This is a genomic window from Arthrobacter sp. M4 (assembly GCF_020251205.1).
Classification (GTDB): Bacteria; Actinomycetota; Actinomycetes; order Actinomycetales; family Micrococcaceae; genus Arthrobacter.
The window spans coordinates 562,422-585,831 of the sequence record NZ_JAIWYX010000002.1; the positions used below are offsets into that span (position 1 = coordinate 562,422).

The 23,410-nt window shown below is 62.9% G+C and carries 21 protein-coding genes and 1 tRNA gene; 11 read left to right on the plus strand and 11 right to left on the minus strand.

Annotation, left to right across the window (positions count from 1 at the left end; genetic code table 11):
- Positions 1-94: 94 nt before the first annotated feature.
- Complete coding sequence (locus tag LD110_RS06200) at positions 95-601, plus strand: Lrp/AsnC family transcriptional regulator (RefSeq protein WP_225497359.1); 507 nt, start codon at positions 95-97, stop codon at positions 599-601.
- A gap of 53 nt (positions 602-654) precedes the next feature.
- Here LD110_RS06200 and LD110_RS06205 read toward each other — a convergent pair whose 3' ends face one another.
- Positions 655-1,887: an MFS transporter gene (locus LD110_RS06205; protein WP_225497173.1), complete on the minus strand. Its 1,233-nt coding sequence runs from the start codon at positions 1,885-1,887 to the stop codon at positions 655-657.
- 183 nt (positions 1,888-2,070) lie between these two features.
- On the opposite strand from LD110_RS06205, the gene LD110_RS06210 reads away from it, so the two are divergent.
- Together LD110_RS06210 and corA are read left to right on the plus strand one after the other, a co-directional pair.
- Positions 2,071-2,568 carry an Lrp/AsnC family transcriptional regulator gene (locus LD110_RS06210; RefSeq protein WP_225497175.1) on the plus strand — a complete coding sequence of 166 codons (498 nt, stop codon included), beginning with the start codon at positions 2,071-2,073 and terminating at the stop codon, positions 2,566-2,568.
- Positions 2,569-2,630: 62 nt separating this feature from the next.
- Positions 2,631-3,626: a magnesium/cobalt transporter CorA gene (gene corA / locus LD110_RS06215; protein WP_225497177.1), complete on the plus strand. Its 996-nt coding sequence runs from the start codon at positions 2,631-2,633 to the stop codon at positions 3,624-3,626.
- Between the two features lie 26 nt (positions 3,627-3,652).
- Here the strand turns inward: corA and LD110_RS06220 are convergent, their stop codons facing one another.
- Positions 3,653-4,183, minus strand: coding sequence for a ferritin (locus LD110_RS06220; RefSeq protein ID WP_225497178.1), 531 nt, complete (start codon positions 4,181-4,183; stop codon positions 3,653-3,655).
- Positions 4,184-4,428: 245 nt separating this feature from the next.
- Here LD110_RS06220 and LD110_RS06225 point away from each other — a divergent pair, with 245 nt between their 5' ends.
- The 5 genes from LD110_RS06225 to LD110_RS06245 all read left to right on the plus strand — a co-directional run bounded on the left by LD110_RS06225 (position 4,429) and on the right by LD110_RS06245 (position 9,335).
- On the plus strand, positions 4,429-5,628 hold the full coding sequence (locus LD110_RS06225) for a pyridoxal phosphate-dependent aminotransferase (RefSeq protein WP_225497180.1): 1,200 nt from the start codon (positions 4,429-4,431) through the stop codon (positions 5,626-5,628).
- Complete coding sequence (locus LD110_RS06230; protein ID WP_225497182.1) at positions 5,625-6,584, plus strand: D-glycerate dehydrogenase; 960 nt, start codon at positions 5,625-5,627, stop codon at positions 6,582-6,584. The genes LD110_RS06225 and LD110_RS06230 overlap by 4 nt, the downstream gene beginning before the upstream one ends.
- Positions 6,585-6,779: 195 nt before the next feature.
- Positions 6,780-7,112: a TfoX/Sxy family protein gene (locus LD110_RS06235; protein ID WP_225497184.1), complete on the plus strand. Its 333-nt coding sequence runs from the start codon at positions 6,780-6,782 to the stop codon at positions 7,110-7,112.
- Between the two features lie 289 nt (positions 7,113-7,401).
- Entirely contained in the window at positions 7,402-8,577 is a 1,176-nt protein-coding gene (locus LD110_RS06240; protein WP_225497186.1) for an SLC13 family permease, read from the plus strand.
- 203 nt (positions 8,578-8,780) lie between these two features.
- The gene (locus LD110_RS06245) at positions 8,781-9,335 is read left to right on the plus strand and encodes a hypothetical protein (RefSeq protein WP_225497188.1); all 555 of its coding nucleotides are present in this window, start codon (positions 8,781-8,783) and stop codon (positions 9,333-9,335) included.
- A gap of 235 nt (positions 9,336-9,570) precedes the next feature.
- Here LD110_RS06245 and LD110_RS06250 read toward each other — a convergent pair.
- From LD110_RS06250 to galU, 5 genes are all read right to left on the minus strand, one after another.
- Positions 9,571-9,643: transfer RNA gene (locus tag LD110_RS06250), tRNA-Ala, on the minus strand.
- Positions 9,644-9,678: 35 nt separating this feature from the next.
- Complete coding sequence (locus LD110_RS06255) at positions 9,679-10,464, minus strand: NAD(P)H-binding protein (RefSeq protein WP_308012410.1); 786 nt, start codon at positions 10,462-10,464, stop codon at positions 9,679-9,681.
- 40 nt (positions 10,465-10,504) lie between these two features.
- A complete protein-coding gene (locus tag LD110_RS06260; RefSeq protein ID WP_225497192.1) occupies positions 10,505-11,509 on the minus strand; it encodes an NfeD family protein in 1,005 nt (334 codons plus the stop codon).
- Positions 11,510-11,618: 109 nt separating this feature from the next.
- A complete protein-coding gene (locus LD110_RS06265) occupies positions 11,619-12,245 on the minus strand; it encodes a GNAT family N-acetyltransferase (RefSeq protein WP_225497194.1) in 627 nt (208 codons plus the stop codon).
- A 6-nt stretch (positions 12,246-12,251) separates the two neighbouring features.
- Positions 12,252-13,157: a UTP--glucose-1-phosphate uridylyltransferase GalU gene (gene galU, locus LD110_RS06270; protein ID WP_225497195.1), complete on the minus strand. Its 906-nt coding sequence runs from the start codon at positions 13,155-13,157 to the stop codon at positions 12,252-12,254.
- A gap of 125 nt (positions 13,158-13,282) precedes the next feature.
- On the opposite strand from galU, the gene LD110_RS06275 reads away from it, so the two are divergent.
- The 3 genes from LD110_RS06275 to LD110_RS24025 all read left to right on the plus strand — a co-directional run bounded on the left by LD110_RS06275 (position 13,283) and on the right by LD110_RS24025 (position 15,548).
- Positions 13,283-13,888 (plus strand): 5-formyltetrahydrofolate cyclo-ligase, encoded by a 606-nt coding sequence (locus LD110_RS06275; protein WP_225497197.1) that lies wholly within the window; start codon positions 13,283-13,285, stop codon positions 13,886-13,888.
- A gap of 413 nt (positions 13,889-14,301) precedes the next feature.
- A complete protein-coding gene (locus LD110_RS06280) occupies positions 14,302-14,571 on the plus strand; it encodes an FmdB family zinc ribbon protein (RefSeq protein ID WP_225497199.1) in 270 nt (89 codons plus the stop codon).
- A 209-nt stretch (positions 14,572-14,780) separates the two neighbouring features.
- Positions 14,781-15,548 (plus strand): RcpC/CpaB family pilus assembly protein, encoded by a 768-nt coding sequence (locus tag LD110_RS24025; RefSeq protein ID WP_374200307.1) that lies wholly within the window; start codon positions 14,781-14,783, stop codon positions 15,546-15,548.
- 109 nt (positions 15,549-15,657) lie between these two features.
- Here LD110_RS24025 and LD110_RS06290 read toward each other — a convergent pair whose 3' ends face one another.
- The 4 genes from LD110_RS06290 to LD110_RS06305 form a co-directional block, all read right to left on the minus strand.
- Positions 15,658-20,019 carry a DUF4011 domain-containing protein gene (locus tag LD110_RS06290; protein WP_225497202.1) on the minus strand — a complete coding sequence of 1,454 codons (4,362 nt, stop codon included), beginning with the start codon at positions 20,017-20,019 and terminating at the stop codon, positions 15,658-15,660.
- A 193-nt stretch (positions 20,020-20,212) separates the two neighbouring features.
- Positions 20,213-21,802: a glutamine-hydrolyzing GMP synthase gene (gene guaA, locus LD110_RS06295; protein ID WP_225497204.1), complete on the minus strand. Its 1,590-nt coding sequence runs from the start codon at positions 21,800-21,802 to the stop codon at positions 20,213-20,215.
- Positions 21,803-21,912: 110 nt separating this feature from the next.
- Entirely contained in the window at positions 21,913-22,434 is a 522-nt protein-coding gene (locus tag LD110_RS06300; RefSeq protein ID WP_225497206.1) for a DUF3817 domain-containing protein, read from the minus strand.
- Positions 22,431-23,369 carry an SURF1 family protein gene (locus LD110_RS06305; RefSeq protein ID WP_225497207.1) on the minus strand — a complete coding sequence of 313 codons (939 nt, stop codon included), beginning with the start codon at positions 23,367-23,369 and terminating at the stop codon, positions 22,431-22,433. The genes LD110_RS06300 and LD110_RS06305 overlap by 4 nt, the downstream gene beginning before the upstream one ends.
- Between the last annotated feature and the right edge of the window lie 41 nt (positions 23,370-23,410).

The window sequence follows — 23,410 nt, forward strand, 5'->3', positions numbered from 1 at the left end:
GCTGGCAAATATTCGGCAGTTCTTGGGAGCGTGTGAATGGATCGCCCCTTATCTGCGGATTACTATGAACGCAGAGCAATTCCGGGAGGTTTCGTTGAGCAACGCGATGAAGAATATTCGGCCTATCAGCGGTCCCCACGAACCCCTGGACGCAATTGATGAACGAATTCTCGCGGCTTTGGTAGACGACGCCCGTATCTCCAACAAGCAGCTTGCGGAACTTGTGGGCATAGCGCCGTCCACGGCACTGATGCGGACCCGGGCCTTGTCAGAGCGTGGCATCATCCGGGGATTCGAGGCGATCCTGAACCTTTCCTCGATAGGGCGTTCTGTCCAGGCCCTTATTGCGGTGCGGCTGCGGGCACACGACAGGGACCAGATCGATCGCTTTACATCCCGCGTTCCGCAGCTCCCGGCAGTGCTTTCCACCTTCCACACCTCTGGCTCGGTGGATTACTTGCTGCACATCGCAGTCGCCAGCACCGAGGATTTAAGGGATTGGGTGCTGGACAACCTGGCAACGGATCCCGTGGTTGGACACACGGAAACCACGCTCGTATTCGAGCACATGCAGGGGAACCACGGACCGCTGCCTGAATAACGCCTGCCTCTGGGCTGCGGCCCCGCCGTACTGAAGTACTGCGGCAGGCTGCCCTACTTTCGAGCTGCCCTGAGTGCGATGCCTGCCAGGAGTAGCCCTGCTCCGCCGCAGCTCCATGCAAAGGCTGCCACCGCCGTCGTAATTCCCCACGCCGCCGTTGCAATGCCTAGGCCGACGACGGGCAGTGCGCTGCCCAGGTAAGTAAGGATGTATACGGCACTAACCACTTGGGCGTGCCGTTCCGGCGAGGTGCGCGCGGCGACGTCGTTGAAAGCGGTCCTAAAGGCCACGCCCTGGCCGAGTCCGGCAAAAACGCTCGCAGCGAGCAGAAGCCAAGGGCTGGACCACCACACCGATGCGACCATCAGGACAACGGAGCCACCCATAACCACCAAGCCCACCGGCACAGATAGCCGGCTCCTGATCCCAGTGAGCTGGCTGAGTGCGGAGGCGCCCAGCGACAGGCCGGCAACAGCGCCGATGACAAGCCTTGAATCCGTCCCCACAACATTGGCGAAGTAGCCGGGTGCCAGTGACAGGCAGAACCCAAACACGGCGAAACTGAGGAAGCCGACGCCGGAGGCAAGCCAGAAGGCTCCGCGTGCCCCGCGGGCCACCTCGGGACGCCTCGGTGCAAGAAGGGCCAGCGGTCGGGGGCCAAGGGCGGGCTTCAGCGCTGGACGGGCTTTGAGGAGCCACAGCGGAATCAGAAGTGCTACGAGGACGATGGCGTGCAGGTAGAAGGGCGTCGCCGTGGATTCCGTCAGCTGGGAGAGGGCTCCACCGATGGCCGGTCCAACTGCAACCCCTCCAGCCGAGGAGAGCAAAGTGAAGCGCGAAGCCCATTCCGGTCTGTGCGGCAGAAGCTCCCGCAGGGCCGCCGAACTGGCGCCGGTGGCCAGGGCGACGGCGATGCCTTGCAGCGCCCGGCCGGCACAGAGCGCGGTGATGTTCGTGGCGCTACCAAATACCAGGCATCCTGCGAGGCCAACGACGACGGCAAGCACCAGGGCTGCCCGCCGTCCGATGTGGTCCGACCAGTGGCCCGCAAGGACGAGGGCGCCCACGAGGGCCAGGACATAACTGGCGAAGGCCACGGTGATCCCCACAGGCGGGATGGCGAGCTGCTCCTGTAGGAGCGGATACAACGGCGTGGCCAGGTTGGCCCCCGTCAGCAACGTAAAAATTACGACGCCGGCCAGCACCAGCCGGGCGGTAGTGGAAGCGTCCCAGCCGGGCCGGTCGGCCGACGCCGGGCGCATCCTGAGTTCGCCAAAGACAGTCATGTGGTTGCCTCCGTGGAAAGCGGCAGTCGAAGCGCCTCCTTGTGGGATTTGCCCCGGGCCTGGGAGTGGTGCCCTGATGGATAGCAACATCATGTGCTTTGACTGACTTAGGAATCAGGAGTAGATGGCAAAATTGATCAAAATACGCAAAGTTTGGCCTTCTCGCTGATCTGGAGTGATGATTTGGACAAGCTCGACCACACTGACCTACAAATCCTGCTGGAACTGATCCGTGACCCTCGTGTACAGATCGGCGAGCTCAGTGAAGCCCTGGGAATTGCCCGCAACACGGCCCAGTCACGGCTGAAACGTATTCTCCGAGCGGGAATCCTCCACGAGGGTGGACGGGAGATTAACCTGGAGAAGATTGGCTACGATGTCCTGGCCTTTGTCACCATCGAGGTCACGCACCGCGAGCTGGATGCCGTGATTGGTGCGCTGCGGCTCATTCCCCAGGTTCTTGAGGTCCATGAGATCTCCGGCCGAGGTGATCTAATGTGCCGGGTTGTAGCCACTGACACGCACAATCTTCAAACCGCGTTGCGCTCGATTCTCAGGACCCGAGGCGTTATTCGAACGGAGACGGTGCTGGCACTGCACACGCACATCGGATACCGGGCCGAGCCCCTGCTTGGCAGGCTCGCTGGCCCAACGGAGGACACGCGCCGTCGAGCCCAATAGTTTCCGGGGAATCCATTGCCCTGCTGCGACGGCGGGTAGTTGTGCCGTTGCATAATTGGCCCGTGACAATCATCGACAACGCCGTATACGTCGACGGCGTGCGGACCGCGACTCCCCAGAGCCTTGAGCAAACTTTCGAGACGCTGGCGGTGCACCGCGGTATGGCATGGATCGGCCTCTACCGGCCGACCACCGACGAAATGTCCGCGGTGGCCAGGGAATTCGGCCTGCACGAACTGGCCGTAGAGGATGCGATTGTCGCTCATCAGCGGCCGAAGATGGAACGGTATGACGACATCCTCTTCACGGTTCTTCGCCCTGCCCGCTACCTCGACGACACGGAGACGGTGGAATTTGGCGAGCTCCATATCTTCACCGGACCCAACTTCGTAGTGACCCTTCGCCATGCGGAAACAGCAGGCGTGGCCCGCGTACGCCGACGTCTGGAAGGGCGTCCAGACCTGCTGTGCCATGGGCCCGAAGCTGTGTTGTACGCCCTGCTTGACCAAGTGGTGGACGACTATGCGCCTGTGGTTGCCGGGCTTGAAAACGACATCGACGAAATCGAAGACCAGCTGTTCAGCGGCGATACTGCCGTGTCCCGCCGGATCTATGAGCTTGCCCGCGAGGTCATCCAGTTCCAGCGGGCCATCCTTCCGCTTCCGGACATGATCGATTCACTCCGCCGCGGTTTTGAGAAATACAAAGTGGACATCGAATTGCAGCGTTACCTACGCGACGTCGAGGACCACGTCCACCACCTCATATCCAAGGTGAACTCTTTCCGCGACCTTCTGCAGAATGCGCTCACACTGGACGGCACACTGACTGCCAACCGCCAAAACGAGGCGAGCGCAGCCCAGAACGAGCAGGTCAAGAAAATCTCGTCCTGGGCAGCGATCTTCTTCGCGCCGTCTTTTGTGGCAGGAATTTACGGTATGAACTTCGACTACATGCCAGAGCTGCATTGGCTGTTCGGATATCCGATGGCCATCGGCATGATGTTCGGAGCCGCTCTCCTGATGTACGCCATATTCAAGAAGAAAGGCTGGCTATAAAGCCCAGGTGCAGGCCATAAAGGTTCCTATAGGGCGCCACCGGCGGCCGCAGGAGCCGAGGGGTCGCGGCCGGCGTCGCCCACGGACTCGCGGGCCAGGTGGTTCTCGATATCAAAGAGGTTGTCCGCCCGCTCCGCGATGTTCAGCAGCGTTGTCATGGACGAAACTTCCTCCACCTGCTCCTTCAGGAACCACAGCATAAACTGCTCCCCCAGCGGGTCGTTCTGGTCGCGGGCAGCGCGGAACAGGGCCTCGATGTTACCCGTGACTTCCTTCTCCTGAGCCAGCGCCAAAGCGATGGGTTCCTTGGCAGTTCCAAAGTCATTCCGGACATCGGGAATTCCCGGGATGGTGAACGGGATGTTTCGGTCTAGGAGGTACTGAACCATCATCATCGCGTGGTTGCGCTCTTCAAGTGACTGGCGGTAGAAGTGGCGCGCCAGCTGCGGCAGGTCTTGACTGTCGAAATACACCGCCACGGCAATGTACTGCTGGGACGCCGAGAATTCGATTTCTACTTGATCGGCCAACATTTCATGAAAAGTCTTGGATGCCATGCCTGCGATCCTACGCCAGGCCGAAGAGAGCGCACAGAGGTACGCACAGAGGTTCCACGGTGTCGGAGCCCGAGGTGCCAAGCGGGTGGCGCCGCACGCGTTCGGTGCACATCGCGATACTCAACGAGACACCGACACCGTCTGAGATTTCATTTGCAGATCAGACTTCGAAGTCTGATATATTAGTCCTATACTAGACCTGAATCCGCACAGGATCGATAAGACTCGATGAGGAGTGGAATAGCATGCAGCAACTCGCGCACCGGCTCGAACGGCTGGGCACCGAAACCGCCTTTAGTGTTGCTCAGGCCGCGGCCGCTTGGAAGGCTCAGGGGAACCGCGTGTTTCCCTTCCACCTAGGCGACATCAATATCCCGACGGCCCCGCACATCGTCGAGGCGATGAACCGGGCAATCGCAGATGGTTACACGGGCTACTGCCCAGGCCCTGGTATTCCGCAGTTGCGGGAGGCCCTCGCCGAAGACCTCGGCTCGCGCCGTGGCATCAGCTTCTCCCCCGACAACGTCGTAGTGATGACGGGTGGCAAGCCGGTCATCACCAAGTTCCTGCAGGCAGTCATGAACCCCGGCCAGGAAGTGCTTTACCCGAACCCCGGATTCCCGATCTATGAATCGCAGATCGAGTATCTCGGCGGAACTGCCGTGCCTTACCGCTACGTGCCCACGAGCACGGGCTTCGCAATCGACCTCGACCAGGTGCGCGCCTCGATCACCCCGAACACGGTTGCCATCATCTACAACGACTTGCAGAACCCGATCTCGGCCGAGTCGACGGCGGCCGAGCGCGAGGCCATCGCAAAGATCGCGCAGGAGCACGATCTCTGGGTGCTCTCCGACGAGGCCTACTTCGAAACGCGCTACGAGGGAGTCTCGAGCTCCATCGCGTCGCTCCCCGGCATGGCTGAGCGCACCGTCATCCTGTACACCTTCAGCAAGAAGTTCGCCATGACCGGTTCGCGCCTTGGCTGCGCCGTCGCCCCGGTGGAGATCGCCAAGGTGCTCAGCACGCTCAACACCAACGACGAATCGTGCACGACGCACTATGTGCAATGGGCCGGCATCGAAGCACTCCGCGGTCCTCAGGAACCCGTGCAGCAGATGCTCGACGTCCTGCGCGAGCGCCGGGATGCCGCATGCGAGCTCCTGAACGCGATCCCCGGCATGAACGTCGCCGTACCGCAGTCGACGTTCTACCTGTTCCCCGACGTCACCGAGGCAATGGAGCGCATGGGCTACACCGCAGTTGGTGACTTCGCCACGGAAGCCCTCTACAAGACCGGCGTCTCCTTCTGCACGCGTGAGCACTTCGGCCGACGCCAACCCGGCGAGGAGCGGCAGTACATCAGGCTCGCCTACTCGGGTATCGACGTCGCCGACATCCGCGACGGCCTCGGCCTCCTGCGCAACTGGATCGAGGCAGCATGAGCCGGATCGTCGTCACGGGACGTGTGCCTGAAACCGCAATCGAAAAGCTCCGCGCCGAGCACGAGGTGGATGCCTGGACCGGCACCGAATCGATCGGCCGCGAGGAGCTGCTGCGCCGCGTAGCCGGCGCCGACGCCGTCGTGAGCCTGCTCACCGAGCGCATCGACGCCGAACTGCTCGACGCCGCTGGCCCGCAGCTCAAGGTCGTCACGAACGTGGCCGTCGGCTATGACAACATCGACGTTCCAGCATGCGCTGAACGGGGCGTCGTGGCCACCAACACACCCGGCGTGCTTACGGACGCCACCGCCGACATCGCGCTAAGCCTCATCCTCATGGCGACCCGCCGGCTCGGCGAAGGGGAACGGCTCATCCGCTCGGGCCAGGCTTGGAAGTGGGGCATGTTCTTCCTGCTAGGCAGCGGCCTGCAGGGCAAGACCCTCGGCGTCGTCGGCATGGGCGGCATCGGCCAGGCGACCGCGCGCCGGGCCAAGGCCTTCGGTATGGAGATCGTCTACCAGTCCCGTAGCGAGATCGATACCCAAATTGCTGCGGAACTGGGGGCCCGACGGGTCGACCTCGACGAGTTGCTGGCTATCTCCGACGTCGTCTCGCTGCACTGCCCCTACGGACCTGCCACCCATCACCTGATCGGGGCCGAGCAGCTCGCGGCTATGAAGAGCTCAGCGTACCTCGTCAACACGGCGCGCGGACCCATCGTCGACGAAGCGGCACTCGCGTCCGCACTCCGCGAGGGCGTCATCGCCGGTGCCGGGCTGGACGTCTATGAGCACGAGCCCCGGGTTCATCCTGAGCTGCTGGAGCTCGACAACGTAGTGCTCCTGCCGCACCTGGGCTCCGCCACCGTGGAGACGCGCACCGCAATGGCGATGCTCGCCGCCGACAATGCGCTCGCCGTGCTCGCCGGGGAACGACCGCCTGCACCGATCGGTTAGTGGAACCCGCGACGGCGAGCCCGGATTCTTAGAAGGATCCGCCTCAACTCGCCAACGACGCGACTAACGAGTCCGGGTCCCGTCCTGAAGGACGGGGCCCTGACTCGTTCACGTACCCTGAGGGCCTACCCAGTGACCACCCTTCCACGGGTCGGCCGATTGCTGCGAAGGTTTACCCGCTGGAAGAATGAGTTCGTGGCATACGACACCGAACTCGCTGACAGGATTCGCGGTGTCCTGTTGGGGAAAGTTGATTTCACCGAGAAGAAGATGTTCGGCGGGCTGGCCTTTCTGATCGGCGGAAACATGGCCGTGAGTGCGAGTGGGCATGGTGGAATGCTCCTCCGGGCCGATCCAGCGGCAAGCGACGAACTCTGCTCAAATCCCGGCGTCGAGCGCGCCATCATGCAAGGGCGCGCCATGGACGGTTGGCTCCGCGTCGCGGAGACGACCATTGCCTCCGACGAAACGCTCGAGCAGTGGGTGCAGGTCGGCGTCGACTACGCCCGCTCGCTGCCCGTGAAGTAGCGGCACGTTCGTGACGGAAATCAGTCCGGGCACCCAGCTGTTGGCCAGGCCGCCGGGCAAAGGCTCGGAGTGGCTCAGATTCTTGCTGCAGTGTTCTGGATGAGGGACACAAAGCCCTTGGAGCACTTCAAGTTCAAGCAGAACCGGGAACTAGGGGTGTTCACTGACATCGTTCCAGTCGTACATTCGCGCAAGTTGCGGGTCAGCGATCGCGAAGCCGAATCCTGCCGCCAAGGACTCACTGTCCAGGACCATCGGTCACACTGACGCGTGGCCCTAGACTGACAGGATGCCTTTAGTAGTCACGGGTGCCGTCCTGCTCGCCCTCGGACTCGCGGCGGTGGCTTCCGGGCTGTTTCCGTTGGCTGCCCTCGGCGCGCTGGCGGACCGCGTGGTGCCGATCCTTGTGTTCGTCGCCGCCATAACGGTCGTTACAGAGTTGCTGAACGCATCCGGGCTGTTCGAGTGGATCGCCCGGCAGTTTCGTCGCTGGGGACGTGGACGCGCGTGGGCGTTGTGGATCCTCGTCACGGCTCTCTCGCTCGCGGCGACCATCTTTCTATCCCTCGACACGACGGCGGTCCTCCTAACGCCCATTGTCGTGATCCTCGCGCGGCGCTGTGGGCTTGCCCCGTTGCCGTTCGCGCTCACGGCCGTGTGGCTTGCGAATACCGGGTCGCTGCTCCTGCCGGTTTCGAACCTGACCAATCTGCTCGCTCTGAACACGCTCGGAGGTGCGTCTCCGGCGGCGTTCGCTGCACGCATGGCGCTGCCCGCGGCGTGGTGCGCACTCGTGCCATCCGTCGCCGTGGCATTCCTGTTCCGGAAAGAACTGGCCCGTCGGTACACCACGCAGCGCCCAGCCCAGGTACTCGTCGACGCCAACGATCCGCCTGCCGACACCGCGCTGCTAAGGATCGGAGGGGCCGTGCTCGCACTCCTGCTCCCCTCTTTCGTTTCAGGCATCCCGGTCTGGATCCCGTCACTCGCGGCGGCCGTCATCCTCGTTGCGGCATTCTGGTTGCGGCAGCGCTCAGCCCTGGCATGGTCGCTCGTGCCATGGCAGCTCATCCTCTTTGCCAGCGGACTCTTCGTGATCATGGAGGCGCTCCGTGGTCTTGGGGCGCAGGCCCTTGCAGCGGGCCTCCTGGGCTCTGGTGACGGACCATTCGATCTGGTCCGGGTCGCCGCCGTGGGCGCGCTCGCGTCGAACGTGATCAACAACCTGCCTGCTTACCTTGCACTGGAGCAGGCCGCGGGCGGCCCGGCCCGCCTCGCTGCGCTCCTCGTGGGCGTCAACGTCGGTCCGCTCATCACCCCGTGGGCTTCGCTCGCGACCCTCATCTGGCACGAACAGCTCCGGAGGCTCGGCGTGCGCATCTCATGGTGGGGCTATGCTGCCGCCGGGCTCGTTCTCGTGCCCCTCATGATCGTCCCAGCGGCGCTGCTCGCATCTCTGGTGTGAGCATCCCTCCAGCCGGTTGCGCCCAACCGGTCCCCCGCACCGACGTGTCGCGCCGGACCCGACGAAGGATGCGCCCCCAATTGTGCCCCGTGTGGGCGCAGCATCTGATGGAGGCGAAAGGATCCCCAGTAAGGCACCCTTATCCGCCGGCTGAAATATGTGTTGCCCTGTAAGACATCGAAGAGTGCGTCTAATCTGTGGCCATGGCGTCACGGCAGAAAAAGCATCGCGACGAACTGCGAGGGAGTTCGCTCGAGGCCAAATACCGCACTCCTCCGCCTCTTTCCGAGGAAGACGTGCACATGGTCTCGCTGAAATTAGTGACAGCGATTCAACGGTTCGACGTCCGCGCCTATATCGAGTCACGAATCCGGATTATCCTCCCCTGCAGAGTAGTGACAGGAAACCTTCGGACACCGAATGTGCTGTTTGTGGTGATGGAGGATGGTGTTGCAGTGCTGGGGCCTGTCAGTTCGTCAGGACATCTCCAACCAGAACCTGATCAGCTTGATGTCATCCTGCCGTGGATCCAAGTCTCTACGTTGGGTTTTCGGTTCCGGGAGCCATGGGGCCCCCTACCCTCCCCCGCCAGCAAGAAATTCATGACGGAGTCGGGTGAAAGCATGATCTTCCTGGCAGCCGCGGCGGGCAGGACCGTGCGGATTATTCCGGATGCTGAAAGACAGGGTGACCTTCCGAACATTGCGAGGTACACCGCAGCAGTGCTGGACCGCTTTGATCAGCGCCCAACCTCATAGACCGGGAATCGCGCGCTGAAGCAGCGGTAGTAAGTTCTGGCTGGTTGAGGCAGTTCAACAAAGAGCCGCATGATCGCCCGGATTGTTTCACAATGCTCCTGTAGGGACGGAAGCCGCTTAAGGTCGCTGCAGCTTTCGGCCCGGAATCCGGGCAAAAAAATACCCGGTCCAAAGACCGGGCTGCCAACGATGTCCCGACACATCCTTGAAGGACGTCCCGCTACATCACAAAAAGTGGAGCTAAGGAGATTCGAACTCCTGACCTCTTCGATGCGAACGAAGCGCTCTACCAACTGAGCTATAGCCCCCGGGCAACCCTTGCGGTGCTGCCGGTGTCCTTAGGCTACAAAGTATCTTTGCGTTTGGCCAACCAGCCCTCGAATGTCTCCTGTCCGAAACGCTGCTCGGGGATCAGGTTACGCCCTTCCTGCAGGTATCTACCCACGGATCCCGGCAGGGGAAACTGGACAATCAAACCCCTCGAGCCTGTGTGCCGGCGCCAACTCTCAGCCAAGTCGCGCATGCTGCGCACCTCAGGCCCGCCCACTGTGCGAAGGCGATGGCGCTCGTCCGACGGCCCTTCAAGCGCGGCCTCCAGCAGGGCCGTCGCCGCCTCTGACGCCGACATGGTCTGGAACCGCGCGCCCCGAACCACAGGGATGATCCCGAGCCTGGCACCAACTACGAAGATGCCGGCAAGCAGGCTGTGGAACTGCGTAGCACGGACCACGATCGTCTCCAGCCCCGAACGGGCGTAAACGCGTTCCTTCGCGGCCTTGGACCGGTAGAACGCCAGCCCGTTCTGGTCGCAGTTGATGATCGACACCGACACCGCCTTGGCAACACCTGCGGCTTCCGCAGCCGCCAGAAGGCGGCTCCCAGCTTCCACATATGTTTTCAGTGCCCGCCCCGTCTTGCCCTCAAGACAGTCCACGACGACGGCGCACCCCTCGAGTGCCGGAACCATCCCGCCGCCGGCGGCGACGTCGGCACTAAAGTACCTGGCGCCGTCGACATATGCGGTATCCTCTGGGGACGGCATTTTCCGGCTAATTACTGAGACCGTGTGACCGGCTGCGACGGCCTGCCGGACCACTTCGCGCCCAACTTGGCCGGTTCCCCCGGCCACGCAAATAACGGTCACCTACGCCGCCGGTCGAAACATCGCATTAGGCCCGACGGCGCTGGAGGACGTCGTCGAGGTTGCTCAGCGCACTGGACCCCTTGGCAGCCGCTGCTGCCGCAGGTGCGGCGGCTGGAGGAGCGGCAGGCTGCCGCAGGGAGGGTTTGCCGGTCGGCTTGGGCGACTCGGGCAGGTCCAACGGCTCAGGAGCGGGCCGCTCGGCTTTCGCCGCCTCTACATACACAGGCTTAGGAACATCAACTGGCTTCCACTCACCGCTCAGCGACGGCGATCCAGCCTTGGACGCATCCGAACTGTCCTGCCCGGCCGCAGTGTCACCGGCGGCTGCAGCTACGGCCAGTGCCGCCTGCCTTAGCTCGAAAGCGGACAGAGGCGGCGGGGCCGCGGCGGCTTTGTCGGCGTCGAACACCTCAGATTGGCGCGGGGCCCTTGCAGGCGACTCAGGCAACATTGAGGACCCGGAATCCCGGGGACCGGCCGGCGTCGACATGGCTGCGCGGAAGGCGGCGTTCAAGCGTGCCCGCCGATCTCGAACGGCGAGTCGACGCAAAAGGAACACCGACCCTACGCCGCCGACGAAACACACGGCCGGCACCCATGCCGGGCCGGCGCCGAAAAGGCGCAAGGCGGCCGTCACAGCAGCGGCCAGGATCATCACTAGTCCCAGCAACGCCATGGTCAGGCGTCCATAGCGGATGCGAAAGACGCCTGAACCGGTACGATTGCGCGCACCAGAAACCGCCCCGGAACTGTTTTGCGCCGCTCCGGGATTGTCCCGTCTCTCAGTGGACGCTTTCTCAGTCGACGAGCGGACGCTCGAAGGTTCCATCGGCTTCTCCTGCTGATCGGCCAGCGTCAACACCATCCCGGATTGCGTTTCCACGGAGTCATCATCTCGGGCCGCATCCGGAAAGTCACCTGCTGGCTGCAGCTGCGCTTGCCGGTTGCGGAGCACGTAAGGAGCAACCCATACGATCCAGAGCGCGACAGTGACCATAAGGATCACTGAGCTGCTGAGAGGGAAGTCCACACTCAAAACCGTAGAAGCATTCCAACAGCCGCAGCCGCATTACCTGCGGTGTGTCGCCGGACTGCCCACAAATCAATGGAGTTAATTCGCCTGCGCAGCCTTGGCTGCGCTATTCCTTGGTTGCCTGGCCCTGAAGCCATCGGGTCAGGAGGCCCTGCGGCACTTCATCGCTCGTCAGGGCAAACGAGCGGTGGTCCGCCCAGTTGCCGTTGATGTGCAGGTACTTTTCGCGATAACCCTCATCCCGAAACCCCAGCTTCTCCACCACTCGGAGGCTGGCCCTGTTCTCCGGACGAATGTTGATCTCCATCCGATGAAGACCCAACTCGCGGAAGCAATGATCGGTTGCCATGGCCACGGCTGTGGGCGCTATCCCGCGCCCGGCGCGGGCCTGGTCAACCCAATAGCCCAGAGTCGCCATCATCGCCGATCCCCACACAATGGACGACACTGTTAGCTGGCCAACTATCAGCGGATCCGTGAAACCGGGCGTCCACTCCGTGATGAGGAATGGCAGGGCAGTTCCCTGCCGCGCCTGAGCGTTCAGCGAGCGGACCATCTGCCGATAGCTGGGCAACCCACCGCCCGGGGCAGGGTTTGACGCTTCCCAGGGAGCCAACCAGTCATTGTTCCGCGATCGGACCTGGGTCCATTCTTTGTGGTCACGGTAGCGAATAGGCCGAAGAACCAGGTCTCCGCACTCCAGCGTGACCGGCCAGATGGACGGACCCCACATTTGGGACTACTTGTCCAGGCTGGCAGCGAAGCCAGGCAGCCAGGCACGCAGGCCCGGTCCAAGGTCCTCGCTATCGCAGGCCAACTCCACGCAGGCCTTCAGGTAGCTCAGCTTGTCGCCGGTGTCATAGCGGCGACCGCGGAAAATAACGCCGTACACCCCGTAACCTTCACCCTGGCCCGCCGCCAGGACCTGCAGGGCGTCGGTAAGTTGAATCTCGCCGCCCCGGCCGGGTTCGGTCTTCTCCAGGACATCAAACACAGCCGGGTGGAGCACGTAGCGCCCAATCAGCGCAAGATTCGAGGGCGCATCTTCCGGCGCCGGCTTCTCCACGAGTTCCTTGATGCGAACGTATCCGTCTTCGCCGTTGTGGATGATGTCAGCGCAACCGTAGGAGCTGATCTGTTCCGGCTCTACCTCGATGAGGGCAACAACCGAACCACCAGTCTTCGCCTGAACCTCGATCATGGTGCTCAAAAGCTCGTCCCGGGCGTCAATGAGGTCATCACCCAGGAGAACAGCAAAGGGCTCATAACCCACGTGTTGCTTTGCCCGCAAAACCGCGTGGCCCAGGCCTTTGGGGTCACCCTGGCGCACATAGTGGATGTCCCCCAGGTTGCTGGTGGACTGCACGGACTGCAGCTTGCTGGTGTCGCCCTTTTCAGCAAGCGTGGCCTCAAGAGCCGGCACACGGTCGAAGTGGTCCTCCAGTGCGCGCTTGTTCCGCCCGGTGATCATCAGCACGTCATTGAGGCCGACGTTGACGGCTTCCTCAACCACGTATTGGATGGCAGGCTTGTCCACCACCGGGAGCATTTCCTTGGGCATTGCTTTGGTCACTGGGAGGAACCGTGTTCCCAATCCTGCTACGGGAATCACGGCCTTGTGGACTGCAGAATTATTGGACGTCACACGACTAATCTATCGGAAGCGACTCTGCTACCGCTAAAACCTCGCCAAGACGGGCGGGCTAATCTTGCCTGCGGGGGACCTCATTTCAGTACCGGAATCGATTGCGCGAAAGTGGCGATGCAAGCGTGAATAAGCAGCAGATCCGCAGGGAACACCGCACTGTGCGGCGCAGCCTGAACGAGCAGCAGGTGACGTCCGCGGGGGAAGCCATCGCACGACATGGAATGGAATGGGCCGAGTCGCTTTCTGCTGGTCATGCCCGGACCTTCGCCGTGTATCTTGGGGGCAAGGCAGAGCCACCAACCATGCCCTTGATCCATTCACTGTTCAGTGCCGGGCACCGGGTCATCCTGCCCATTTGCGAGCCGGATTGCCAGCTCAGCTGGGTCGCCTGGACTCCGACGACGGCGATGGTGCGGTCCGCCTACGCCCCAATTGACGAACCCGAGGGCGAACGGCACGAGTTCCCTGCTGGCGAAGTTGCGGGAATCTTCCTGCCGGCAACTGCAGTGGACCGTTCTGGAAACCGGATCGGCCAGGGCGGTGGTTACTACGACCGCTTCCTGGGAAGTCTCGGTGCCGGCCATGGGCGCATCGCAACGGTAGCCGTGGTTTATGACAGCGAAGTCCTGCCGGCTGGCAGCATCGAAGCGGAGCCCTTTGACCAGAAGGTCGACGGCGCCATCACCCCAGGCGGTCTGGTGCGGTTTAGCACGGGCCCGGTTTCGTAATTCTGCCTTGGCCGGATCGTTGCCGTGGGTCGTTTTGGTGACGTGCTTCGTTTTGCGGCGCGGGTCGTTTTGGTGGCGTGGGTCGTTGGCGAAGTGGAGCGGATGGGTGCGTGGGTCGTTGGCGGCGCGGGTCGTTGGTGGGGTGGGTCGTTTGGCGGCGTGGGCCGTTTTGCGGCGTGGGCCGTTTTGGTGACATGAGTCGTTTTGCTGGCGTGGGGTAGTTTGGCGGTGCGGGTCGCTTGGGTGAGCTGCGGCACTGCGTGAGCTGCAGCACTGGACGGTGAAGCCTTCAATGATAGAATTGGCACTCAGGCCCTGAGACTGCTAAGACAGCACATATCCTGTGGTTTTGCCCAAAGGGATGCGCTCGAACGGTCCGGGACCTGTTGTTTTGTCCCTGAGGAGGATCACCAGTGCCAACATACGCCTACGCTTGCAAGGACTGCGGCCACGCCTTCGATGCCGTTCAGTCCTTTACAGACACCGCCCTGACCGACTGCCCGGAATGCCAAGGTACTCTGCGCAAGAAGTTCAACAGTGTGGGCGTGGTATTCAAGGGCTCTGGCTTCTACCGCACGGATTCGCGTGATTCCAAGAGCAACAGCACAGTTGCGGCTTCTTCATCCGCTCCTGCGTCCGCACCGGCGCCAGCAGCGGCCGCGGCCGCCCCGGCTGCAAGCTAAGAGTTTTCGGGAGCCCTGTCTTTTCACTGGATTTTTCCGGGAAAGGCGGGGCTTCGCTTTTTGCCGCTGACCCAGGCTGCCATAGTTTGCCACCAAGCTTAGGGCGCTCGTGCTGGACTGGTCTCCACATAGCGCTCCGTCGGGCCTGGCTTTCCACATACGATGGCGCGGCCAGTGCCCGAATAATTGGCTGTCGATAGCGTGGCTTTATGCCACTAGCGTTCCCTCATAGCACCCCGCCTTTCGGTGCCCGTAACCAACTTGGACGTTCATCTGTCGGGCCACGCTTCGACGCAAATCTCCGCTTCGCCAGCACGCGCAACCCCCGCAGGGGCGTTCTGTCACGGGTAGTGGCCCGTCTGCGCCGCCGTCGGCGGCTTGTGGTCGCATTGCTCTTGTGCCTCGCGTGTGGAATAGCAGTCCATCAGCTCACGCCAGCCAAGGAACTCCAATCAGAAGCTCTTGCTGCCGCGAGGGATCTGCCTGCCGGCGCCAGGATTGGTGCCACCGATATGAAAAGAATCGCAGTGGCTGCCGGGATGACGCCCCGTGGCGCCTTCATCGATATCGCGGAAGTCGCAGGGAAGCAGCTCGCTTCACCTTTACGGCAGGGGCAGATCCCCACGGAAGCACAGCTGCTGGGCCCCGGGCTCCTTAGCGGAGCCTCCCCAGGAACAGCGGCCGTGCCACTGCGACTTGCCGATCCGTCGTCAATTCAACTCTTGGCGCCTGGTCAACTCATCAACGTGGTCCTGGCACAGTCGGACTCCCGCCTCGGTGGACCTGGAAACCAAATCCTTGCCCAATCCGTGCCGGTCCTCTGGACCGCGGCGAGGGGCGGTTCGGCGGGCCAGTGGCTGGGCACCGGCGACCATGAAGGCCTCGTTGTGGTGGCAGCCGACCAAGAGCAATCCCGCAAGTTGGCAGGAGCATCGACTCAAGGCAAGCTCTTTTTTGTCTTGGTTAACGGCCCCTAACCCGGACACCACGACGGCACGAGGACACCTCGACAACGACACCGGAACACGACTCTTATTCACCAGTCCGCGTGTAGTGAAATGCCAACCGGCAATACTGCTCCCCGGCTCAGCCCCAGTGCGGTGGGCGCTGCTCCTTCAGCCAAGCGTCGTGATCATAGCCGTCACGATCGCCCCAGGAGCGCGGATCATCTTCGCGGGCCTTGTTGGGGATGAGCCTGCCGGATCCCTTTCGGGGGCGCAGCCTTGCGACCTCGTCATGCTCTGGGCTCTCGGTTGAGGATTCGGTGGCTTCGACGTCAGTCGCCTCCGACTCGCCGATTAGGTCGTCCGTTGCTGCGTAGCCAGAAGCATCGCCGTCAGTTTCGGCCGATTCATCGACTGGTCCCGCCCCGGTGAAGGCCAAGGCAAAGCCCCCGTCACGCGCTACTGGCTGGGTGTCTGTTTCGGCATCCGCTGATTCCCAGGCCACCGGTTGATTGGATGCTGGTGGATTGGATGCTGGTTGATTGGATGCTGGTTGATTAGACGCTGGTTGGTTGGGCGTTGGATGACTGGACCCTGGATGGTTGGGGGCCGGTTGATTGTTTTCGGGGCGAACACTGTGGTTCATGGCAAATCCCTTCGAGCTCCCTGCGGAGCCCTCCATACTCAAGTGTTCAACATCCATGTCCAGGAAGCCATGTTCGGTGGTGCCATCGTGGCCCCCGCTGGCCGACTTCTCCAGCCCGAGATAGGAGCCGATGCGATCCGCGCAGGATGAGGGGTCCGTGAATACCTCAATGGTCCACAGAGTCAGATAACGCCATCCCATGCGTTCAAGGAGTTGAGGTCGCAGCCTGCTGCGTTCGCGGACGCTCATGCGGCGGTACCGTTCGGTACCGTCCGATTCGATGGCTACGGGCGTGGGCTGGTCTGCGTCGTCACGTCCAATGGTGTGGATGGGGTCCGCAGCCGCAACGATGTCCAGCGCACCGTCGTAGTGATGCCATACCCTCGCGCCCCGGGCACGCAGCCGCTCCCCCAGATCGGCGACCAGCGGGTCCTCCCCGAGGGCTTGCTCGCTAGCGGCGGCCCGGGAAGCGGGAGTGCCAAGGGTCGTATTTCCGGACAACTCACGGTCCAACAGCTCATAAAAGTCGATGGCGCCGTGCGACAGTCGATCCAGGTCCAAGTCCTCGGGCTTGAAGCAGCTCAGCACGTGCATCGACTGCCGGGCCCGGGTCATGGCGAGGGCGAAACGGTTCCGACCTCCCTCTGCGGACAACGGTCCGAAGTTGTGCAGGGCACGCCCATGCGGTGTGCGTCCATAACCGAGGGAAAATATGACGTGGTCGCGGACAAGTCCCTGCGCGCGCTCCAGGTCGACCACTCGGAACGACTCGCTGCCGGCACCGAAGAACCCGGCAAGATGTGGATGGTTGGGAAGCTGGAGCCTGATCGCCTCACCAATGCGGGCGGCGTGGCGGAGGCTGGCCGTTACCACCGCGAGTGAGGTCCGGGGACGGTGCTGCGCATGTTCGAAGACCAGGTCAACTACGCGATTGACCTCTGCCGTAACGGATTCGACGCCTTCCTTATCGAAACCCGGCAGGCCCGTGCCGTCCGGAATGTATTCCACCAGCACTGCGCGGTCGAGTCCGGTGACGGACTGGCCTTCAGGCAGCCTGTGCAGCCGCCCTTCGTAATAGTTCTTGCTTAGCTGGAGGACAAGATCCTCGTCCACAGCCCGGTAGACCCAATTGAGCTGCCACGTGGGAAGCACGCGGGTCAGGGCGTTGAAGGCGCTCTCCACCGGTTGATGCACGTTGTCGCCTGGAGCAGGCAGTTCTACGGCCACGCTGAACGTTCGCGGCGTACCAATCCGGGCGTCGCCGAAAGCCACCACTTGTCGTGCCCGCGCTATCGCCGGAAGGACGGCCTGGAGTGAAGTCGATTCCGCATCGAGGATCACCACGGCGTCGAACTTTTGCTCTGCGGGAAGGAGCCCCGTCAGCAGATACGGGCTGACCGAAGCCACTGGAACAAGCTTGGGCACAAGGTCCGGAGCCTGGGCGCTCAGGGCTGCCAAAGTAACCCGGCCGTCCTTCAGCAGGTTCCGCAGCAGCTCAGCCTGGCGTGGGAACTGTGCGATTCCTTCGCGCCACGATTCGGCAAGCTGCCAACGAAGCTTGGCAGCTCCGCTGGCAACATGGGCGCTGTCGGCAAGCCGGTACTCCGCCTCAAGCTGGCGCAAGGCCTCGCCGTCGGACATGGCCAGGTAATCATCACCGCTGATCATGGCCTCCAGGGCGGACTGCCACCAGGCGAGATCCAGCTCTGCTGCCACGGAGGCGGCGGGTACCTCGCGTTCGGCCAGGTCCTCCAGTAGTTCACCGAGCCCGTGCTCACGCATGTTTTCGATCAGGAGGGTCCGCTCGGGAAGGGTCTCCAGTGTGCCGGTGTCGGCAACCAGGGACTCAAGCCGCTCGATGAGTTCAGGGTATGGGGTTTCGGTCAGGCGACCACCAGCCGCCGTGTGCCGCAAGGCCTCCCCCAGACGGGTCAGTTCCCGCGAAAATTCCCGGTATCCGGCGCCCAGGTCCGCCAGTCCGGAAGGCACCGCAGGGTGCCGCTGCGTGGTGGCGTACTCGGACCATAGGGCCCGCTGTTCCTGGACAAGCAGCAGCGAACTGTGCAGGTCGGCGATGTGCACGCCTGGACGAACGTATTCCTTCGCCACCCGCCGAAGCCTGGACCGTTGCATCGATGGCATTTCGATACCGCGCTCCCGGCGCCAAGCGGAACTGGCCGTGGCCGAAATGAGGTCGTGGACCGGGCGATCGAAAATGTCCGGCGTGAACTTGTCCAGGCTTTCGCGCACCGCCATGAGCAGGTCCAGTTGCGCACCCCACTCCGTAAAGGTCTGGCCGAGCCGGATTTCCGCGTGGTCCGCCACTTGCTCCATGCGTTCCCGTAGCGCCGGTAGTTTCTCCTTGGCGTTGCGTGCCAACTGCTGGGCTTCTTCAGTCTCCTTGCGGGTCATGAGGCGGGCACCGTGCCAAGGGCTGGACGTGGAGGCACGGCTGAAGCTGCCAAGTTCCGCCGCCCGGCGCAACCTCTCGGCAAGCTCGCTCCTGTCTCGGATGCTGTCCAGGACGCTTCGCTTGAGCCTGACGGTGGTGGCCGGTGCGGGATGAATGGACGTGAGTTCGGCGAGGGACTGCATTGCCTGGTACGGCGAGCACCCCCAGCGCTGCCGGACATTGTGCAGCGAGGCAACGTGGTCGAGCAGGGCGTGCCTGTGCTCCGTAAGCGTGGCGTGCAGGGTACCTAGTTGGGGTTCCTTGCTCTTTTCGTTCCGCATGATGGCCCTGATCAACTGCCCTTTGAGCTGCTGCGGGGTGGCCGCCCCATTTAGGCGGAAGAGCATGGACTCGAGGCCGAGGGCCTCGAACTGGGAAGACAATGCGGCCAGGCTGGCTCGGCGGTCCCCGACAACAAGGACCGACTTCCCGGAAGCCACGAGGGTGCCGATTGTGTTGACCGCCGTCTGGGATTGACCCGTGCCCGGAGGCGTACTCACCACCAAAGAATCGCCTGCCGCCACTGCGTCGAGGACATACTGCTGATCGGAGTCAGCGTCCAGGAGCAGCATTTCCTCTGATGGGTCGCGCTCATCCAGCCGGGCAAATCGTCCAGCGCGGATGGGATCCACGTCTACATGGCCCCCCGAGGCGGCTGTGGCAAGGGAAGCGACGATGGGATTGCTGGGGTTGATCCACGGATCGTCGAGGTTGCCGGACAGGTCGGCAAAGGTTGAGACAAGGAGGTTGAAACTGACCTCCGCGCCGTGGATGGGCTTGACGAGGGTGGAGATGCGGTCAAGCACCGGTAGCGGGTCCAGGCGTGCGGTGTTGTAGGCCATGCGTGTGACGGCGTTGACGTCGAAGACGATGCCATGGATGGTCTTCAAGTGTCGGACGAGTGCTGGGTTGATGCGGGCTTGCTCAGTCAGCTGGAGTTCGTAGTCGTCCTCGCCCGGGCGCAGCGTCAGGGAGATAGCCGTGAGCATCACCGGCGCGGAGACGCGCTGCGGCTTGCCGCCAACAGCGGAAGTCCAAACAACGGTCCCGGCGGCAAGATAGCCGACGTCGATACCGCGGTCATTACCTAGTTCAAAGATCTTGGAGCGGATGTTCCGGGCCGCCCGTGCGGCCACAATGTATTGCTGGCGGTCTCGGATGAGCGTGGACAAGCGCGTTTTCCGGCCCGCCAGCAACTGGGCGAGGCCTGAAGGGTGGGCTGAGCTGAGATCAATGGAGCCTTCCGGGGTCTTCACGAACCTCAGCATGGTGTCAGCTCCCGTGACCGGCTTCAGCCCGGCGAGCCATTTCCGAAGCTCCTCCGAGCCCTCTTCGTGGCTTTGACCTATTGACACTGCTGCCTTCTTTTCTGAACTAGCACGGGACGCCTTGGACCAAACCGGCATACTTTCGAGGGTAGCGGGAATCATCCGCGGCTTTGGGCCGCAACACTGCGGCAAGCAGAAAATGCCGCTGAATTCACAGCTAGCCCAAAGTTGGCAGGCTCAGACGGCCTTAACGCAGAAGACCGGCCCCGTGCTGCAGACTCACGGTGTGCGGGCACGGTGTGAGGCGAACAAGGGGCCGGTCTTTAGCCGACTATTCCCACTCGATGGTTCCCGGCGGCTTGCTGGTCACGTCCAGCACCACGCGGTTGACGCCGTCCACCTCGTTGGTGATTCGGTTGGAGATACGGGCGAGCAGCTCGAACGGCAGGCGCGACCAGTCCGCGGTCATGGCGTCCTCGGAGGACACCGGACGCAGAACGATCGGGTGCCCATAAGTGCGGCCGTCACCCTGCACGCCGACGCTGCGGACATCTGCCAGGAGAACCACGGGCATCTGCCACACATCATTGTCGAGGCCGGCAGCCGTCAGTTCGGCACGGGCGATGGCGTCCGCCTTGCGCAGCAGCTCCAGGCGCTCATGGTTGACCTCACCCACGATCCGGATGCCGAGGCCGGGGCCGGGGAACGGCTGGCGTCCGACGATCTCCTGGGGCAGGCCAAGCTGGGCGCCAACAGCCCGAACCTCATCCTTGAAGAGGGCACGCAGGGGTTCCACGAGTTCAAACTGCAGGTCCTCCGGCAAGCCGCCCACGTTGTGGTGGCTCTTGATGTTCGCCGTACCTTCGCCGCCGCCGGATTCGACGACGTCCGGGTACAGCGTGCCCTGGACCAGGAACTTGATGCTCTCGCCCTCGGCCGCGGCCTGGGCGATGATGGCGCGCTCGGCCTCCTCGAAGGCACGGATGAATTCGCGGCCGATGATCTTGCGCTTGGTTTCCGGGTCGGTGACGCCGGCCAGCGCGGACAGGAAGCGTTCCTGCTCGTTGGCGACGTACAGGTTGACTCCTGTTGCCGCGACGAAGTCCCGCTCCACCTGCTCAGCTTCCCCTTCGCGGAGCAGTCCGTGGTCCACAAACACGCAGGTGAGCTGGTCACCCACCGCGCGCTGGACCAAGGCAGCGGCGACGGCGGAGTCAACACCACCGGATAGGCCACAGATGACCCGGGAGTCGCCGATCTGCTCGCGGATGCGCTCCACTTGCTCTTCGACGATGTTGCCGGTGGTCCAGTTCGGCTGGAGCTTGGCGCCCTTGAACAGGAAGTTCTCAAGCACCTGCTGGCCGTGGGCGGAGTGCTTGACTTCCGGGTGCCACTGCACGCCGTAGAGGCACTTCTCCTCGTTCGCGAACGCCGCTACCGGGGCAGCGGCCGTGGTAGCCAGGACCTCAAAGCCTTCGGGAGCCTCCTGAACCGAGTCTCCGTGGCTCATCCAGGTGCTCTGCGTAGCCGGTAGCCCGGACAGGATGGACCGGGATTCGCCAATGGCGGTGGCTTCCGTTGCGCCGTATTCGCGCAGACCGGTCCTGGCCACCTTGCCGCCCAGGGCGTTCGCCATCGCCTGGAAGCCGTAGCAGATACCGAAGACGGGAACGCCGGCCTCGAACAGGTCAGCGCCGACGCTCGGCGCACCCTCCGCGTAAACGCTGGAAGGGCCGCCGGAAAGGATGATGGCAGCCGGGTTCTTGGCGAGGAGCTGCTCAGTGGTGAAAGTGTGCGGAACAATCTCCGAATACACATTCGCTTCCCGGACGCGGCGTGCAATCAGCTGCGCGTACTGGGCACCGTAGTCAACAACCAGCACCGGCTTCTGGGAAGTCTGGGATGCGGTGGGATTAGTCACCGTCCAAGCCTACTTTGCGGGGCACCCCGGGTGCATCTTACGACGGCTCCCGGAGCCCGGAATCACGGGCCGGAGTAAGGGATCTCACACAGCCAAGGCGGCTAAATGGTTCAGTAGCGCTTGGATGCCTGTGGGTGCTCAGCCAGTTCGCCTTCGGCGTCGGCGTGGAACCTCTTCTCCACGATGAACGACATCAACGGAACAACGCCGCCGAGTGCCATAAACACGAGCTTGCTGAAAGGCCACCGCATAAGCGACCAGAGCCGGAAGTTGGAGATCAGGTACAGAACATACATCCAGCCATGGACAATCAGCACTGCCACGGACACATTGAATCCGCCCAACACTGCTTTGGACTCGGCGTCGGCAAACCCGAATCCGAAGGGCTGCCCCGTAGCGGCGTCGGTACCGCCAGCGAAAAGAAAAACGCCAAAGACGTATCGCGCCACGAGTTCCGCGCAGAGCAGGAGCAGCATGGTACCGGTCAGGTAGGCGAGTACCTTGTAGAAAGTCAGAGCTGAGCGGATCTGGGACTCAGTTCCGCCAAAGCGGCGCTTGCGTGGCTTCGCCGCGCCTCCCTTGCCGGTTTCACCGGACTGTTCGGGCTGGATAGCGGGCTTGGGCTCGATCATGGCTGCACCTTATGTTCATGCTGGCTGGTTGGGGTTGTATTGCTGTTCGAGGCGCCGGCTGCATCCTGCCCCGCGTGGCCTGCCTCCACTTCGGGGAGACCATCGCCATTGCCAGCCGCGCCATCAACTGGGCGGCCGTCGTCGTTTGCGTGGTGGCCGTAGGCCTCCTCCTGGTCTTCCAGGTCGCGGCGGTAATCATCAGCAACCAGGCGCCACCAGATGTACAGCGCGAAGGCGGCAAATACCACCCATTCGACGGAGTAGAACAGGTTAAGCCAATTGACCTGCTGTTCCGGCGGCTGGGCCGGGATATTCAGCGGCTTCAAGTCACCCGACGCCGAGACGTCCTTTCCGCCGGCATTCTCCGCCGTCGCCGCGACGAAGCCCGGGTAGCTGGACACTTCCCATGAGTTGATCAGTTCCGCTACGGAGACGGCAGTCGCGCGGCCGGGTCCCGGATCGGTGTTCGGCACGGGCGCCTCGGAGGGCAGCAGCCTTCCGATGAGTTCAATACTGCCCGACGGCGGTGGGGCCGCCTTTTCGGGTGCGTCGATCCAACCGCGGGCCACCGGTATCCAAGTCCGCGGGCTGGCCCCGCTTCCGCTCAGGACGGGGGCGCCGTCGACCGCGAATGCGGTGACGATCCAATAGCCTTTGGCGCCGTCGTGAAGACGTCCCTCAACCAGTACCTGTTTGCTGGCGTCGTAGCTACCGGTGGCGCGCACCATTTGGTCGGCCACCGAACCGGGGAAAAATTGGCCGGGTTTGAGGACCTCTGTGAGCGGCTTGACCTGCTCCACGGACGTGTCCACAGGTGACTGGTTCTGGGTCGACCGCCCAAACTGCCACTGGCTCAGCAGCACGAATACCCCGGAAAGCAGGAGCGCGAACACAAGTCCGGCGATCCATCGGGGCTTCAGGGCGGTTTTTAGCACCCCTTAACCGTACTTCGTATTCGTGTAGAAGAGCGAACAGG

Coding starts and splice junctions, on each gene's coding strand:
- LD110_RS06205 (WP_225497173.1), bottom strand. CDS start 1,887: ATGACTGTCTTTGGCGAACTCAGGATGCGCCCGGCGTCGGCCGACCGG.
- LD110_RS06220 (WP_225497178.1), bottom strand. CDS start 4,183: ATGGCATCCAAGACTTTTCATGAAATGTTGGCCGATCAAGTAGAAATC.
- LD110_RS06225 (WP_225497180.1), top strand. CDS start 4,429: ATGCAGCAACTCGCGCACCGGCTCGAACGGCTGGGCACCGAAACCGCC.
- LD110_RS06230 (WP_225497182.1), top strand. CDS start 5,625: ATGAGCCGGATCGTCGTCACGGGACGTGTGCCTGAAACCGCAATCGAA.
- LD110_RS06240 (WP_225497186.1), top strand. CDS start 7,402: ATGCCTTTAGTAGTCACGGGTGCCGTCCTGCTCGCCCTCGGACTCGCG.
- LD110_RS06245 (WP_225497188.1), top strand. CDS start 8,781: ATGGCGTCACGGCAGAAAAAGCATCGCGACGAACTGCGAGGGAGTTCG.
- LD110_RS06265 (WP_225497194.1), bottom strand. CDS start 12,245: ATGTGGGGTCCGTCCATCTGGCCGGTCACGCTGGAGTGCGGAGACCTG.
- LD110_RS24025 (WP_374200307.1), top strand. CDS start 14,781: ATGCCACTAGCGTTCCCTCATAGCACCCCGCCTTTCGGTGCCCGTAAC.
- LD110_RS06290 (WP_225497202.1), bottom strand. CDS start 20,019: ATGCCGGTTTGGTCCAAGGCGTCCCGTGCTAGTTCAGAAAAGAAGGCA.
- LD110_RS06300 (WP_225497206.1), bottom strand. CDS start 22,434: ATGATCGAGCCCAAGCCCGCTATCCAGCCCGAACAGTCCGGTGAAACC.